This window comes from Streptomyces sp. NPDC001492, from assembly GCF_053597275.1.
This window is the reverse complement of sequence record NZ_JBSFHW010000035.1, coordinates 17,713-32,457: the sequence shown is the minus strand read 5'-3', so window position 1 is coordinate 32,457 and position 14,745 is coordinate 17,713. Positions and strand designations below refer to the sequence as shown.

Here is a 14,745-nt window from a genome sequence, read left to right as displayed (position 1 = left end):
GGTTCGATCCCCTCACCGACGCCTGCGAGGTGAGCTGTCGGGTTCGGGCCGGTTGAGTTGCCCGGCCGTGCTCTCGCTCTCACGAGACACGGCTACACCCCTAGCCGCCCGTCAACTGCCCGGGCAGGCACCTACCTTGGGTCCCCCGCTCCTGCCTACGGCGCTTTACGCGACGACTGTTCCCGTACCGCCGCTGGCAGGATTCGGCGTTGCGGCAGCCGGGGCTCGTGTTGACGAGCGGTGACGACGGTAGACACGCGTTCCGCCGAATTTCAAAGACGATCAGGGCTTCTGAGACTCATCCCACACTTTCACCAAACCGGACATTCAGTGGCGAAGTGTGACGTGAACTCCCGTTGTTTTTCGCCCTATTCGGCACTGAGTTTCAGGGTCTGACCGGCGAAGATGTGGTTCGGGTCGGTACCGATGGCCTTCTTGTTCTCGGCGTAGAGCGCACGCCACCCGCCGTCCAGGTGAAGGGAGTCGGCGATCGAGGCGAGGGTGTCGCCGGCGTGGACGGTGTACGTGTCGTGCGTGCCGCCGTCGGCCTTGGTCGAGTCGGCGGCCTTGCCTGCCGTCTCCTCGGCGCTGGCGCCGCGGTGGCGGCCGGTGCCGGTCGTGCCGGTGTCGACGAGGGTCCAAGTGGACGCCGGGGGCTCGGGATTGTCCGAGTCGTCACCCTTCGCCCCGTCTGTCGCCGAGCTGTCGGCACCCTGCGAGTTGCCCGTGGCCTTCTTGGACGCAGAGGTGGAAGGCGAGGCGGATGTACCGGATTCGGTGGAGTTGTCCGTCGCGCTCGCGGAGGTCGAAGGGGAGGCGCTGGAGGACGAATCCGACGAAGAGGACCTATCGGAAGCGCTGCCCGAGGAGTTGGAGAGACCGGTCGAGTCCGACCCTCCGGAGGAATCGGACGAACCGGAACCGCCGCCCAGCACACCGGTGTCGATGTCGGCCGAACCCGCGTCCTTGGTGAGCCCGGAGGTCAGCCCGCAGGTGTGGAAGGCGCCGACGCCCTGGTCGTCCAGGAGCTTCTCGGCGACGGCTATCTGCTGGTTACGGCTGGCGAGGTCGGCCCGGGGGGCGTAGTCGAGGCCGCCGTACTTCTCCCAGTTCTCCTGGGTCAACTTGAGCCCGCCGTAGAACCCGTTGCCGCCGTTCTCGCTCCAGGAGCCGCCCGTCTCGCACTGCGCCACCTTGTCCCAGGTGGTGCCGTCCGCGGCGCTCGCGCCGCCGGCGGCGAAGAGCGGGATCGCGATGGCGGAGCCGGTCACCCCGGCCGCGACGAGGATTGCCGGAGCCTGACGGGGGCGACGGTGTCGACCGTTCCCGGAGAGCATGCGGAGGCCTTTCACAAGACAGCAGTGACCGCGCGGCGCATGACACCGACAGGCGTTCGATGCCACCGCGCTGGACCGTGAACGTAGCGGCTGCCGATCACTTGTCACAAGTTAATGCCGCGTAGATCACGTGAAGATCACAGACTTGAACGCGCGTCACGTTTGACCGGTTCGCAGCGGCGGCGCATCCGCCGGCGCGCTGCGGATACGGTCGTCCTGTGAACGTCCCGAACACCGCACCCGAACTCTTCACCTGGGAATTCGCCGGCGACCCGTATCCGGCCTACGCCTGGCTGCGCGAGCACTCCCCCGTCCACTGGACGAAACTTCCCAGCGGGGTCGAGGCATGGCTGGTGACCCGCTACGCCGACGCACGTCAGGCGCTCGCGGACGGGCGGCTCTCGAAGAACCCCGAGCACCACGCCGAGGACGCGCAGGGCAAGAGCCGGACCGGTATCCCGGGTGAGCGCAGCGCCAACCTCATGACGCATCTGCTCAATATCGACCCCCCGGACCACACCCGGCTGCGCCGTCTCGTCTCCAAGGCGTTCACCCCGCGCCGGGTGGCCGAATTCGCGCCGCGGGTGCAGGAGTTGACGGACGACCTCATCGACCGGTTCGCGCCGCACGGCGAGGCCGATCTGATCCACGACTTCGCCTTCCCCCTCCCCATCTACGCGATCTGCGATCTGCTCGGCGTCCCGCGTGAGGACCAGGACGACTTCCGCGACTGGGCGGGGATGATGATCCGGCACGGCGGCGGTCCGCGCGGCGGTGTCGCCCGCTCCGTGAAGAAGATCCGCGGCTATCTCGCCGAACTCATCCACCGCAAGCGCGGCGACCTCGGCGAGGACCTGATCTCGGGTCTCATCCGCGCCTCCGACCACGGCGAGCACCTCACGGAGAACGAGGCCGCCGCGATGTGCTTCGTGCTTCTCTTCGCCGGCTTCGAGACCACCATCAACCTGATCGGCAACGGCACCTACGCGCTGTTGCGCAATCCCGGGCAGCGGCAGCGGCTCCAGGAGTCGATCGGGCGCGGTGAGAGCGCACTGCTCGACACCGGTATAGAGGAGCTGCTCCGCTACGACGGTCCCGTGGAACTGGCCACCTGGCGCTTCGCCACGGAGCCGCTGACCATCGGCGGGCAGCACATCGCCACCGGTGACCCGGTCCTGGTCGTCCTGGCCGCGGCGGACCGCGACCCGGCCCGCTTCCCCGAGCCCGACACGCTCGATCTCTCCCGCCGGGACAACCAGCACCTCGGATACGGCCACGGCATCCACTACTGTCTGGGCGCCCCGCTGGCCCGGCTCGAAGGCCGCACGGCCCTGGAGACGCTGCTGCGCCGCCTGCCCGATCTGGAGCTCGCCGCCGACCCCGCCGAGCTGCGCTGGCGGGGCGGGCTCATCATGCGCGGGCTACGAGACCTGCCCGTGCGGTTCACCGCCGCCTGACCGGCCGCGGCCCTCCGTCTCCTTGATCGCGTCCCGGTAGGCCCGGGCGGCCGCCCGCAGCGCGGCCTCCGGGTCCACGCCCGCCGCCTCGGCGCGCACCGCCAGCGCGAGCAACTCGTAACCGACGCCCTCCGCTTGGGGCAGCGGCACGTCCAGGCCCGCCGTCCGCACCCGCGAAGCCAGCTTCGCCGAGAGGGCCAGGCCCGGCTGGCCCAGCGGTATGCCCTCCGTCACCGAGGTGCGCTGCTTCTCGACCGCCTTGGTGCGCAGCCAGTGCTCCTTGACCTCCTCGGGCGTGGCGGCGGTCTCGTCGCCGAAGACGTGCGGGTGGCGGTGGATGAGCTTGGTGACGATGCCGGCGGCCACATCGTCGACGGAGAAGGGGGCGTCCGGGTCCTCCTCGGCTATCCGGGCGTGGAAGACCACCTGGAGCAGGACGTCGCCCAGCTCCTCGCGCAGTTCGTCGCGGTCGCCCTCCTCGATCGCCTCGACGAGTTCGTACGCCTCCTCGATGCCGTACTTCGCCAGGCCCTTGTGGGTCTGCTGGGACGACCAAGGGCACTCGGCGCGGATGCGGTCCATGACCTGGACGAGGTCCAGGAGGCGGGCGCCGGGGAGGTCGTAGGAGGCGGGGAGCAGCTCCAGCTCCGGCATCTGTATCCGTCCGGAGCCTGCCAGCCGGGCCAGCCCGTCGCTGAGGGCCGGCTCGCCCTCGCCGGTCGCGACCACCACGACCGTACGGCCGCCCGCGCACGCGTCGACCAGTTCCTCGGCGGTGGGGGCGGCCTCGTCGACCCGGATGCCCGCCTCCCGCAGATACGGCAGCTGCGGGTGGGCGCCGTCCGAGCACAGCACGCGGTCGGCGGCGTGCAGGGCCTGCCAGGCGGGCCAGGACAGCAGGCCGGGCGCGACGCGGTGGCTGGTGGTGAGCAGGACGATACGGCCGGGGGCCTGTCCGGAGCTGGTTGCGTCGGAGCTGGTTGCGTTCACGATCCGAACGTAACGCACGCCGCCGACCGCGCCGGAAGTTGTCCACAGGGCTGTGGTCGGCTGGGCCGCTGTCCACAGGGCGGCGGCCCCGGAGGGCCGTTACGCCGTCTGCTGCGTCCCGGTCGCCGTGACCTCGCGCACCCACGGGGTCTTCGCGTCGACGCGGCTGCTCTTCTGGACGTCCCAGGTGCCGTAGCGCGGGTTCAGGTCGACGTGGAGTTCCTTGGACGCCTTGGACAGGGCGTTCCAGAAGGCCGGCTTGCTGGTGTCGGCGCCGAGGGACTGGGCCAGCTTCTGGGCCTCCAGCTGGAGGCGCAGGTTCTCGTCGAGGCGCTGCGGGGCGACACCGTACTGCTGGAGCCAGGCCGTCTGCAGGGCCTTGGAGCCGCCGACCTGCTGCTCAAGGCCGGTGCGCATCTGCTGGACCTCCTTGGGCGTGACGCTCACGCCCGCGTCCTGGGCGGCGCGGTGCAGCACCCGGTCGATGACCATCCCGTGCAGGGTGTCGCGGGTGAGTCCCGCGGTCTGCGAGACAGCCTGCTTGTACTGCGCGTCGTCCTTCACGGCCGCCCGCTGCGCCGCGCGCACCTCGTTCACCCTGGTCTCCAACTGCGCCACGGTGATCCGCTGACCGCCGACGACGGCTGCCGCACCGGGGTGCGCATCGCTTCCGCAGGCGGTCAGGAGGGGGGCCGCGGCGGCGATCGCGGCGGTGAGGACGAGCGCGGTGCGACGGCGGTGCAAGGGAGCCTCCCGAGGAGATTGTGCGACGGTGCACAAAGTCTTGCGGTGATCGATGGTAGGCAGTGGGTCGGCTGTGGCCAACCCATTCGACCAACGATTCACCGGGACTTCGGGCACCGGCACGCGCGGGAGGGGGTGCGTGAGGCTTGGTCCCCCGACCCTCCGTCGCCTCAGCTCCGCCCGTGCACCGCCCGTTCCACAGCGTCGGCCACGTCGGCGCGCAGGCCGTCGCCGGTGCGGACGGCGGTGACGTTCGATCCGGACGACGTGCTGTGGCCGCCACCGACGAGGACGAAGCCGACCTTCTTGTACTGCGATGCGGTCTGGGCCGCGGCGCCCACCTCGGGCTTGCCGACCGCGAGGACGACGTCGCAGGAACGCTGGAGCAAGCCGTTGAGGAACGGGCGGGCGTTGCCGCTGCTCTGTTCGCCGGTCACCGGCGCGTAGCTCACGCGCGCGTGCGTCTTGAGGGAGGCGTCCTGCATGCCCTGCCAGACCTCGGCGGCGGTCCCGGTGGTGATGCCCTTCTCGCCCGTGAGCAGGCAGGCGTCGACCTCCGTGTACGCACGCGCGCGCGTGTCGGGGATCGGTGGCCGACTGTCGTCGTGCCCGAAGAGGACCACTCCGGCCACGACCAGCGCGCCCACGGCGACAAGCGCACCCGCCGCCAGCGCGACGGTGCGCCCGCGCAGCGCACGCAGCCATGCAACGGCCGCCCGCCCCACGCCGGCGAGCCGCCCGGCCCGCTCCACCGACGCCGGGCGCGCCCGTGTGACCTGTCTGACCTGCTTGCTCACTGCCTGCTCACTCTCGTGCTTCGCGTCGACCTCAGCGCGCCTCGGCCCGCCGGGGCCACACCGTCCAGGCGTGCACCGAGGCAACCACCATCGACAGCAGGATCAGCAGCAGGTCGGACGCGAACAGTACCCCGTGGGTGTCGTCCGGGGTCAGCCCCAGCTCGGTGACCCAGGCCACCAGAACTGCGCTGAACGCCGCGAAGGCCCACCAGTCGGCGCGGCGACGCCGCCGCAGGGCGAGCACGAGGGACGGTACGGGGCACAGCAGCCCGAGGCTGACCACGGGCAGCACCGCGAACCCGGCCCGCACCGCGACCGAGCGCAGCACAGGCACGCCGACGACCTTCATCTTCAGCCCCTCCATCTCCCGCCCCCCATTTCCCGTTTCTCAGCCGACGATGGCGACGGGCGCGTCCCACGCGTCACGGTCCACGGTGATCGTGTAACCGTTCCGCGTCTCCTTGCTGTTGACCAGGTACTGGTGGCCGCGGCTGTGGTCGGTGAACTGGGTGGACCCCCACGGCCAGTCCGCCGTCGTGGTGTTCTGCTTGTCCCACAGCGCGTACCAGAGGTTGCCCGGCAGGTCCGTCTTGTCGGTCGCGGTGGCGATCGCCTTGGCGCTGGAGCTGGTGAAGCCGTAGAAGCCCGCGCGGTACGTCTTGGACCGCAGGGTCTTGTCGAAGGAGCGCACGTACGTCAGCACCGCGTCGTTGCACGACTTGTTGGTGATGTCGTACGGCTCCATGTCCAGGTAGATCGGGCTGCCGGCCTTCATCCCGAGCGCCGAGGCCTTGGACACCGCGTCCGCCGCGTCCGTCGCGCCCAGGGAGGCGGCGGTGGAGGCGGTCAGCTTCTCCGGGCTGGAGCTGGTCTGGCAGGGCGGCTGGGCACCGACGTAGATCGGGATGAGCTTCCAGCCGACGGTGTTGACCGACTTGACCCAGGAGGCGGTGAGGTTGGGCTGGTTGCAGCCGCGGTTCTTGCCGCCGACGTAGACGGCCGCGGCGCCGTAGAAACCGGTGTGCCAGGCCTTCATGGCGCTCAGCGAGGGCGCGGTGCAGGCGTCGAAGGCGCGGCCGGTGTACGTCTTCTGCGCGGGAAAGGTGGTGGCGGCCATCGAGGCCTGCGCGGCGATCCCGGCCCCCGCGACGACGGCGGCGCCGGCCACGGCCCACGTGACGTATCGGCGCTTCCTCGACTGCTTGTGTTCGGCCATTCCCACCCCATCATTCGTGCGCACGCGCGCGTGCGACGACCTTGGGCGGGCACGCGGCATCGCTGCCCGACGCCGTATGCCCGCCGAAAATATGTCTGAGCCCCCTGGAACGGCGCGGCGGTTCGACGTGGATGCGTCGCGCGGCGCCTGAAGCGGATCGCACCATAACCGGCGGCGCCCCTTCACACGGGAAACAGAAGTTCCCGATCACCACAAGATTCCCTCATGCCACGGTAAAGAAAGGAACCTTCCCGGCCGCGGCACCGTCGGCCTCAGGTGCGCCGGGTACGTCGCAGAATCCGTACGACGGGCCAGGCGAGCAGCACGGTGGTGCCCCACAGGAAGCCCGCCATGGCCGCCCACTCCCCTGTGCTGGTCTGCGGATCGTCGCCGAAGGCGGTGACGGCGGCGTCCAGCAGGACCCCGTCCCGGCCGTCCGAGAAGTAGACGGGGGTCGCGGGCAGCGCCGAGGTGACGGCGGGCTCGGGGCAGTGCTCGCCGGCGGGCAGCTTGCGCGACAGCCCGGCCGGGAGGCGCTCACAGCGGGAGCCCAGAGTTCTCGCGCCGGGACTCCTCGGTCGCAGGGTCTCCTGCTCGGTCTCCAGACGGTTCATGGCCCATGACGAGTTCCATGACAGTGTGGCCGCCGGGGAATGCGCAGGTCAGGCTGGTCAAAACGAGGACATGCTTGACCGTTGTCCTATGCTCGGCCGGCTGCCGTTCACCGAATCTCCGTGCCCTCCCGCCCTCTACTCGCGTGTGATCACACGCAGTTTCCTTCCACCTTTCTCCTTCACACCTCGGAGCCCTTCATGGCCCTCAACGCCCGTCGCACCCGCCAACTGCTGGAGGCCGCGGCCCCCTTGCTGCTCCAGGACGAGCAGGTGGAGTTCACCTCCCTCGCGGCTGTCGGCTCGGTCTCGGTCCGCAGGCAGGCGCTCACCGCGGCCGCGGTCGGCATACTCAGCGCGGGCACGGTCATGGCCACGGTCACACCCCGCCCGCTCTACATAGCCATGACCGACCAGCGCCTCCTCTTCTTCGACGGCAACCGCGGCGGCAGACCGGGCGAGCTGCTGCTGAACCTGCCGCGCGCGTACGTGTCGGCGGGCGGCTCGAAGAAGGCCTTCCTGGGGTTGCAGTACGTCACGCACTTGTCGGTGGCCGGGCAGGCGGGGGGTCTCAAGGTGACGTTTCCGGTGCAGCACCGGGGGGACGGACCGCGGTTCGTGGCGGGGTTGGGGGTGACGCGTTGAGGGGTTGCCGGGGGCGGGGCGGCCGGTGAGGTGACGTCTGCCCTTCAGGCAGCGGCGAGCTCGCACCATACGTACTTGCCCCGATTACCGCGCCTGGCCAGCGGCTGCCAGCCCCACTGATCGGCACAGGCCCGCACCAACGCCAGACCCCGGCCGTCCTCCGACTCGACGAGCTGTTCCCACGCCTTCGGCGGTTCGGGCGGCTCCGGGTCGGCGTCCCAGGCACCGAGCCGCAGCACGCCGGCCGACCAGCGGACACGTAGGGCGGCCGGCCCCTTGGTGTGGCGTACGGCGTTCGAGACCAACTCGGCGACCAGCAGCTCGGCGGTGTCGACGAGGCGGATCAGGCCGTGCAGGGTCAGGATCAAGCGGAGGGTGCGGCGGCAGACGGTGACGGCGCGGGGGTCGTTGGGGATGTAAAGCGTGTACTCCCACGGCTCCTGGATCTCGGTTTCGGGCATGCGTCAGCTCCGGTTCGGTGGTGGGGGTTTCGGAGGGCGGCGGGTGATGGCGGGCGGTGGCAGTGCCGCATCCGTCATGGCAGGACGGAGCGGTGCGCTTCCGGGGTCCGGTGAATCCGCAGCGTGTGCGTCGCGTCACCGACGGTAGACCTGAAATTTACGGTTTCGCAAGTCGATCGCGTAACCTGACCACCGAACGAGCGGCGCTCACAGGCAGGTTGAACCAAGGAGCACCATGTCGACGAGGCGCGAGCCAACGGCACGTCAGAAGCGACTTGCAGTCGAACTGCGCAGACTCCGTGACGCAGCAGGCCTGAGCGCCCGCGAGGCGGCCACCCTGCTCGGGGTGAGTTCCGTTCAGATCAGCCAGATCGAGTACGGGTCCAGCGGGGTGAGCGAGAAGCGCCTACGGCGACTTGCGGCCCACTACGCCTGCACAGACGAGGCGCTCGTCGACGCCCTGGTGGCGATGGCGACGGACAGGACGCGGGGCTGGTGGGAGGAGTACCAGGGCCTGCTGCCCACCCCGTTCCTCGACCTCGCAGAGTTGGAGTACCACGCCACTTCCCTGCGGGAGATCCAGTTCCTCTACATCCCTGGCCCGCTCCAGACAGAGGACTACGCCCGCGCTGTCTACGCCTACAGGGTTCCTGAACTCCCGCACGACGAGCTGGAGTTGCGCATCCAACACCGGATGCAACGCAAAGTGGTCCTCGAAGGCCCCGCCCCCACACCGTACGAAGCGGTCATCCACGAAGCAGCGCTACGCATCCGGGTCGGCGACCGCGCAGCCTCACGCGCCCAGCTCGCCGCCCTTCTCGAGGTCTCCGCAGCGGACAACATCACCGTGCGCGTCATCCCCTTCGACCTCGACGGCTTCGGCGGGTCCTGGGCCGCGATGATGCTGGCAGGCGGAGCCGTACCCAAGCTGGACACGGTGGTACGTGACGGGCCCCACGGTGCGGCCCTCATCGATTCCGAGGCCCAACTCACCGTGTTCCGAACGCTCTTTCGTAGAGTGGAAACGGTGTCACTTGATCCGGAGCGGTCACGTGACGTCATCCACAGGCTGGCCAAAGAGCTGTGAGGCACCCCATGGACACCCTCGACAACTGGCGCAAGTCATCTCACTCCGGTGCCGGCGACGGCGACTCCTGCGTGGAGATCGCCAACAACCGCACCCAAGTAGCGATACGCGACTCCAAGAACCCGGCCTACGGCACCCTCACCTTCCCCACCGGGGCCTTCAGCACCTTCCTCACAGCCCTCAAGTCGAGCGCCGGGTAAAAGCCCTACGGAATCACGCTGTCCGGAGCAAGCACCGGCTCGGCCCATGCGGCGAAGCCGAAGTTCGGCCGCTGCGTCACCTTTCCGCCAGCATCGCCGAAAAGAACGCGCCGCAGTCTGCGCCCTTGGCGCACTACGTAACGCAGCCCCTCGACATCCACGACCACCGCGCTCTCCCGCATCAAGGTCCACGGCCTCGCCCTCAACCCGACTGACTCCCCAACCGGCCTTGCCGGCCAAGTACATCCAGACCTGAACCGCCCGCTCCGAGTCCTCGGCGGCCCAGCTCGTCTTACCAGCTGCCTGGTGGGGTTCTTTCGGCACGAAAGCGTGACACTTCCGCGCCGAGTGTCACACACCCGGCGGCCGCAGCACCGCCCGCGCGTCGGGCCCGGGCCCGACGGCTGAGTGGAAGCAGTGCACCACTTCCTCCCATCCATCCTCCCGAAAAGGTCGTTGCGGACGCCTTCGATCAGGCCGAGGCCGAGCGACGGGGTGTCACGATCCACGCGCCCCTCGACTTCGTGCATGTCAGCGACGTACGTGTGAGCCGCGGCGCACACTTTTCACAACCCTGCACCGCCGAGGCCGACGCCTGGGTCACCACCCAACGACCACGATGCTCACGGGCCAAGCCGCCCGCGCCGCGAAGGAGATGAGGGTCCAGCGGACCCGGCTCGTCTGGAAACGGCAGAAGGGAGGCGGTCGAGGTCTGCTGCCGCTTTCTGACCAGCCGCCTCGACCAGTTCCGCCACGACACCGCCCTCGCGCACGGCTGGCCGATCGCCACCGGCGCCGTCGAAGGAGCATGCCAGCCACCTGATCGGCGACCGCCCCGACATCACGGACGCCCGCTGGGGATTTGCCAGCGCCGGGGACCTCCTCAAACTCCGCGCCCTGATCGACAACAGCGATCTCGACGCCTACTGGCTACACCCCCACCCAGGGCCCGAGCGGGCAGGACAAAAGCTGTAGGAGCCCGTCAGACACAGATCCAGCAGTAGAGGCGGTGCCCTCGCTCAACCGCCCGGCTCGCCAGGTCGACAGCCTGCTCAAGGAACCCACCGAGGCCGTCCGGATCCGGCGGCGTGGGGAACACCTCCGATGCGGCCCATGCCCGGGCAACGTCATGCAGGGAACCGCGATCAGCAGCGGCGAGCGCGTCGCGCAGGGCATCCGTCAGCGACAGACACAACAACTGCCCCTCATCGGCGGTCGCGAGCAGATGGCCATGGCGTGGGTCCGCCTGGATGGCCTTGGCCGACCGGCCCGAAAGGATCTCCTCCACCGGCAGCAGGTCGACGGTCGGATCCATACCGTTGACGTCGAACCCGTCATAACCCGTCGCGGCTGGTTCATCGTCCTCACGCACCACGGCGCGGACCGCGTCGTCATCGTCAGCAGCAGCAAAGTAGCCATAGATAACTCCCATGCGGCGATCCTGGCACGTGCCATCCGTCATGCATCCATCATCTGGACGGACTGCTTCCCGCGGCGATCTTGGAGAATCCCAAGGGCAGGAGATTTAGGGTTATTCAGAGATCTGCACCATGTTGAGCACGTCCCTGCGTGAAAGACTGTTCTGCCCCCATTGGCTCAGCCTTACGGACTAGCATCAATCCCATGGCTGTCGTCGGCGCTCCGCTGGGACTTCAGTCACGGGGGAACGCTCTGAGCGCAGACACCAGCTCGCGACTGTAGTCGTCGCAGAGGGCCAACAGTTCGCGTCCCGTCTCGGAGGCCAGTAGGTCGGCGCCGTCCGCAGCAGCCAGGATCGCCTCGTGGCACTGGCCCTCGACTTCAAGGTTCTTGGTGGCGAAATAGCCCAGACCATAAGCGCGGAGGGTGTCGGCGACGTTCGCCAGGTAGCGGTCACGGTCTTCCTCCCCTGCCACCACTGTCAGCGTGTCATTCACGCACCCATCGAGGTAGTCGGCCAGTTCCCGGGCGCGGACGATGATGGTGTCGGCCTGGTCCTCGCTCATCTCGCCCAGGGCCTCGTCCACCAGCATCCAACCGCTGATGGCCTCCAGCTGGAAGTTCTCGACGAGTTCCGGATCGACCTCGGACTCGAACAGCGGCGCCTGGCTCAGCCGGTCGAGGGCTTGCTGGAAGCCGTCGTTGGGCTCACCGTCCAGCCGAGCCGCACCCTGACGGAGAAGAGCCTCGACCACCGCTGGGTCGACTCCCCACTCCGCCGGCATCTCCATGTCCGACAGAGGCGCCTGCAGTCGGCGCAGCGCGAAGAACACGGCCTGGTGCCGCCGGGCCCGGTCCATCCTCCGGATCTCCGCCGCCAACGCCTCGTCGAAACGCCAGTCCACTGACCTCCCTCTCCCGCTCATCGATACTCCGCGCTTCGCCTCTCACGCCCCGGCCCGCTGACGGTCGTACGTGCAGAGCTATCACCAATGAACCCGCGTCGTCCTCCACGCTGACGACCATGAACGCCTATGAACTCCTGGCCAGACTCACATCCACGGCTATCAGTGCGGCGAGTACGACCAGCGACAACAGATGAGCAGTCCATGCATCGACACAGCGCGAAAGGAGGCCGAAGGCATACCGTGATCGCGCCCCCACACACAGGACCTCAGACTTTCAAAGCACAGGATGGACGCCGTTCCAGCCACGTATCTATCAGCCCTTACCTCGTGAACGTCTCGAGACTCTGTCGAAATCGACGGACCATCTCAGGAGGCTCTCGGCAGATTTCGATGACGAAGTCTCCCAGAGCGTCATTCGTCGCCTTTCCATCCGCACCAAGAGAACCGGGCTCGGCCTTCCAGTCGATCAGGTGCACCCGGACTGCATACCTTCCCGGTTCCAACGGAATCCGGAGACGTTCCGCTCCTGTGCGACGGGCGTGTCGGGCGCCTGTGCTGTTGCCCGCGCCGTCGGTGACCGAGGTGACGTCGCCGACCCGGTTGTAACTGTACGAGGCCATCACGCCGCCCGGCGACGTGGTCGAGGAGGTGTGCGAGGGTCGGGGAGTTGCCGGCTGCTGACAGCACCGACGTGGTGCCAGTTGCCGTCGGCCATGGAGGCCGTGGAGACGTGGGACTTCCAAGCGCCGGACTTCTACAGGAGACGGGGGTACGACGTGGTGTGCGTGATCCCCGACTATCCGCCGGGGGTCACGGAGTACACACTTACGAAGCGGCTGGGGTGAAGCGAGGGCGCCTTCCTACGGCACCTGCAGCTCGCCCCTCCCTTCGGTTCACCCCGTTCCCTCGGGAGCGAGCCCCATGTCCTTCGCGCTGTAGCGGGGCAGGTCGGTGGTGTCGATCGTCCAGGTGCCCAGGTCGGTGGTGACGGTGACAGGGTTGCCGTACGGGAGGTGCAGCCGGTTCTCGTAGGCGGGTCGGCCCCCGGTGCGGCCGATGCCCCATTGGTACGTCCAGGTCCCGTCGCGGGGGTCGATGATCAGGTAGTGGGCGATACCCATGGCCGGGTAGTCCCGGGTCTTGTTCTCGTAGTCGTTCTCAGGGTTCGAGGGGGACACGATCTCGATGGCGAGGACGATCTCACGTGGGTCGAGAGGGTCGTCGGTCTGCATGGCCTCGCCGGTGCACACAAGCATGTCCGGGACGCGCAGCTTGCCGAGGGCCTCGTCGTCCGTATCGGTCGCCTCGAATGCGAAATAGCCCTCCGGGAGCTGTGCGTCGAGCTGCCGGGAAACCAGCTTCGCCGTGAACTGGTGGCGAGGCCGCGGGCTCATCATCATCACGAGCTGTCCGTCACTGATCTCAGGCCAGGCAAAGCCCGGCGGCGGAGTCATGCGCGCACGGCGGTCCCGCAGCCGCCGGTACAGGGTCTGCTGAGTCATGGGTCCTCCCGCCTTCCAGTATGACGGCGACCATCGGCCGATGCGGGCATCTACGGGCGGCGCAGGGACGCGGATCACCCCGCTCACCCGGCCGAAGCGGCCGACGTGGCCGGAGCAGCCGAGAGCCGTCCGCACATCAAAACAGTGTGTCTTCGTCAGCGGCATCCAGCGGCTCCACTGACGTCGCCGAAGTATCTGAGGCCGCGTCAGCCAAGCTGAAGATCGCGACTCCCTCAACTTCGATGTCAGGCTCGTCCGGCGCTGGTGTATAGAGAGCAATTCCAGTCCCGTCGAGGACGCCTCCGGAGTCATCGATTTCGACGTCTACGCCGTTGCGCGAAAGGTCTGCCAAGACCTTGCCGAAGGGGCGTCCGGACAGTCTGACGCCGGCAAACGTCAGCTCCGCCCTGTCGGTTGCCTCGATGAACACCAACCGGTCCGATGTATCGAAGCTGAGCAGCGACCCCACCTCGACGTAGTGGTCGATAGGCGGAGTACCCGGGGCACGGACGAACGAATTGAATTCACCGAATCGCTCACGCAGAGTCTCTCTATTTTCCCCGAAACGGGCCGAATCCAATCCACCCCATGGGATCACTTGACACATGAACAACTCCATTTCGCCGGGCAGCTCTAGAATTTTCAGGAAGCCCCAGAAGGGGTCTTCCCCGTCGCCTGGCGGGCGCCCACAGCACCTCAAATTCCCGAAGCGCTGATCAGACACACGAGGAGCACTCGTCAAGCCTGAATGCCCGCGTCCTCATCCGTGTAGTAACCCGCAACGAAATCGCAATACAGCCTGGCGAAGCGCTCGCTCCTGGGCAGGGCAACAGAGTGTGCGAGGTCGCCCTGCGCATCCAGACCACGCGCCTCTGCTTCAAGCTGGGCGAATTCCACAGGCTCCTAGTCTCCGGTCGGCCAATCGTCGCGTCCCATTTCCTCATGACCTTCGGCAAGTGCCTCGGCACGCTCAAAGGCGCGGGTCAGGAAGTTGAGTTCGTCTGGCGAGCCGAGGAAATCCAATACCTCGTCGGCGAACACCAAGTGATCAAAAATCTCCGCAGCGAATGGCGGCCCATCGGGATCGCTGTCCTCGAGAACCTCACGGACCAAAGTCTTGAGCCCTGAGAGATCGACTGTGTCAACACCATCACGCGGGAAATCCGCACCGGCCTGAACCACTAGAGCCAGAACTTCCCGCTCCCTCTCGAACCAGGGGGAGAACCTATGGTCTTGAAGGAAGCTGCAGTATCGCACCAGGAGCAGTCCACCAACCTTCACGCGATCATCGCGATCGAGCCGCGCTGCGCATCGGACCGCTTCAGCGACGTCACCCACACCAAACCCCTCTCTTGAAGGAGCACGGGGGAA

Annotated in this window: 19 protein-coding genes, 1 pseudogene and 1 riboswitch; of the genes and pseudogenes, 5 read left to right on the top strand and 15 right to left on the bottom strand. The window is 67.9% G+C overall.

Annotated elements, in window-relative coordinates; translation table 11 throughout:
- Positions 1-4 precede the first annotated feature (4 nt).
- Positions 5-173, bottom strand: a riboswitch (cyclic di-AMP (ydaO/yuaA leader).
- A gap of 195 nt (positions 174-368) precedes the next feature.
- On the bottom strand, positions 369-1,337 hold the full coding sequence (locus ACWC1K_RS35070) for a transglycosylase family protein (RefSeq protein WP_450836966.1): 969 nt from the start codon (positions 1,335-1,337) through the stop codon (positions 369-371).
- Between the two features lie 218 nt (positions 1,338-1,555).
- Here ACWC1K_RS35070 and ACWC1K_RS35065 point away from each other — a divergent pair, with 218 nt between their 5' ends.
- Positions 1,556-2,794 carry a cytochrome P450 family protein gene (locus tag ACWC1K_RS35065; protein ID WP_450836965.1) on the top strand — a complete coding sequence of 413 codons (1,239 nt, stop codon included), beginning with the start codon at positions 1,556-1,558 and terminating at the stop codon, positions 2,792-2,794.
- Here ACWC1K_RS35065 and ACWC1K_RS35060 read toward each other — a convergent pair.
- From ACWC1K_RS35060 to ACWC1K_RS35035, 6 genes are all read right to left on the bottom strand, one after another.
- Positions 2,759-3,784, bottom strand: a complete 1,026-nt coding sequence (locus tag ACWC1K_RS35060) for a nucleoside triphosphate pyrophosphohydrolase (RefSeq protein ID WP_450836964.1) — start codon at positions 3,782-3,784, stop codon at positions 2,759-2,761. The genes ACWC1K_RS35065 and ACWC1K_RS35060 overlap by 36 nt on opposite strands.
- Before the next feature lie 99 nt (positions 3,785-3,883).
- Complete coding sequence (locus tag ACWC1K_RS35055; protein ID WP_450836963.1) at positions 3,884-4,528, bottom strand: SurA N-terminal domain-containing protein; 645 nt, start codon at positions 4,526-4,528, stop codon at positions 3,884-3,886.
- A 170-nt stretch (positions 4,529-4,698) separates the two neighbouring features.
- Positions 4,699-5,325 (bottom strand): hypothetical protein, encoded by a 627-nt coding sequence (locus ACWC1K_RS35050; RefSeq protein WP_450836962.1) that lies wholly within the window; start codon positions 5,323-5,325, stop codon positions 4,699-4,701.
- 31 nt (positions 5,326-5,356) lie between these two features.
- Complete coding sequence (locus ACWC1K_RS35045) at positions 5,357-5,689, bottom strand: hypothetical protein (RefSeq protein ID WP_450836961.1); 333 nt, start codon at positions 5,687-5,689, stop codon at positions 5,357-5,359.
- A gap of 24 nt (positions 5,690-5,713) precedes the next feature.
- A complete protein-coding gene (locus ACWC1K_RS35040) occupies positions 5,714-6,541 on the bottom strand; it encodes a glycoside hydrolase domain-containing protein (RefSeq protein ID WP_450836960.1) in 828 nt (275 codons plus the stop codon).
- A gap of 272 nt (positions 6,542-6,813) precedes the next feature.
- Positions 6,814-7,155, bottom strand: a complete 342-nt coding sequence (locus ACWC1K_RS35035; RefSeq protein ID WP_450836959.1) for a hypothetical protein — start codon at positions 7,153-7,155, stop codon at positions 6,814-6,816.
- A gap of 198 nt (positions 7,156-7,353) precedes the next feature.
- Between ACWC1K_RS35035 and ACWC1K_RS35030 the strand changes: the two genes are divergently transcribed.
- Positions 7,354-7,797, top strand: coding sequence for a hypothetical protein (locus ACWC1K_RS35030; protein WP_450836958.1), 444 nt, complete (start codon positions 7,354-7,356; stop codon positions 7,795-7,797).
- Positions 7,798-7,841: 44 nt separating this feature from the next.
- Here ACWC1K_RS35030 and ACWC1K_RS35025 read toward each other — a convergent pair whose 3' ends face one another.
- Entirely contained in the window at positions 7,842-8,258 is a 417-nt protein-coding gene (locus ACWC1K_RS35025; RefSeq protein WP_450836957.1) for an ATP-binding protein, read from the bottom strand.
- 235 nt (positions 8,259-8,493) lie between these two features.
- On the opposite strand from ACWC1K_RS35025, the gene ACWC1K_RS35020 reads away from it, so the two are divergent.
- Together ACWC1K_RS35020 and ACWC1K_RS35015 are read left to right on the top strand one after the other, a co-directional pair.
- Entirely contained in the window at positions 8,494-9,345 is an 852-nt protein-coding gene (locus ACWC1K_RS35020) for a helix-turn-helix domain-containing protein (protein ID WP_450836956.1), read from the top strand.
- A gap of 8 nt (positions 9,346-9,353) precedes the next feature.
- Positions 9,354-9,545, top strand: a complete 192-nt coding sequence (locus ACWC1K_RS35015; RefSeq protein ID WP_450836955.1) for a DUF397 domain-containing protein — start codon at positions 9,354-9,356, stop codon at positions 9,543-9,545.
- A gap of 5 nt (positions 9,546-9,550) precedes the next feature.
- Here the strand turns inward: ACWC1K_RS35015 and ACWC1K_RS35010 are convergent, their stop codons facing one another.
- The 3 genes from ACWC1K_RS35010 to ACWC1K_RS35000 all read right to left on the bottom strand — a co-directional run bounded on the left by ACWC1K_RS35010 (position 9,551) and on the right by ACWC1K_RS35000 (position 11,869).
- The gene (locus ACWC1K_RS35010; protein ID WP_450836954.1) at positions 9,551-9,712 is read right to left on the bottom strand and encodes a hypothetical protein; all 162 of its coding nucleotides are present in this window, start codon (positions 9,710-9,712) and stop codon (positions 9,551-9,553) included.
- Between the two features lie 815 nt (positions 9,713-10,527).
- Positions 10,528-11,007, bottom strand: coding sequence for a hypothetical protein (locus ACWC1K_RS35005; RefSeq protein WP_450836953.1), 480 nt, complete (start codon positions 11,005-11,007; stop codon positions 10,528-10,530).
- A gap of 190 nt (positions 11,008-11,197) precedes the next feature.
- Positions 11,198-11,869 carry a hypothetical protein gene (locus ACWC1K_RS35000; protein WP_450836952.1) on the bottom strand — a complete coding sequence of 224 codons (672 nt, stop codon included), beginning with the start codon at positions 11,867-11,869 and terminating at the stop codon, positions 11,198-11,200.
- 722 nt (positions 11,870-12,591) lie between these two features.
- Here ACWC1K_RS35000 and ACWC1K_RS34995 point away from each other — a divergent pair.
- A pseudogene (locus ACWC1K_RS34995) lies at positions 12,592-12,717 on the top strand (GNAT family N-acetyltransferase); the annotation flags it as partial.
- Positions 12,718-12,765: 48 nt separating this feature from the next.
- Here ACWC1K_RS34995 and ACWC1K_RS34990 read toward each other — a convergent pair.
- The 4 genes from ACWC1K_RS34990 to ACWC1K_RS34975 form a co-directional block, all read right to left on the bottom strand.
- Positions 12,766-13,374 carry a Uma2 family endonuclease gene (locus tag ACWC1K_RS34990; RefSeq protein WP_450836951.1) on the bottom strand — a complete coding sequence of 203 codons (609 nt, stop codon included), beginning with the start codon at positions 13,372-13,374 and terminating at the stop codon, positions 12,766-12,768.
- A 136-nt stretch (positions 13,375-13,510) separates the two neighbouring features.
- Positions 13,511-14,098 carry a hypothetical protein gene (locus ACWC1K_RS34985; RefSeq protein WP_450836950.1) on the bottom strand — a complete coding sequence of 196 codons (588 nt, stop codon included), beginning with the start codon at positions 14,096-14,098 and terminating at the stop codon, positions 13,511-13,513.
- A 14-nt stretch (positions 14,099-14,112) separates the two neighbouring features.
- Positions 14,113-14,271 (bottom strand): hypothetical protein, encoded by a 159-nt coding sequence (locus ACWC1K_RS34980; RefSeq protein ID WP_450836949.1) that lies wholly within the window; start codon positions 14,269-14,271, stop codon positions 14,113-14,115.
- A 6-nt stretch (positions 14,272-14,277) separates the two neighbouring features.
- Positions 14,278-14,712, bottom strand: coding sequence for a hypothetical protein (locus tag ACWC1K_RS34975; RefSeq protein WP_450836948.1), 435 nt, complete (start codon positions 14,710-14,712; stop codon positions 14,278-14,280).
- Positions 14,713-14,745: the final 33 nt, after the last annotated feature.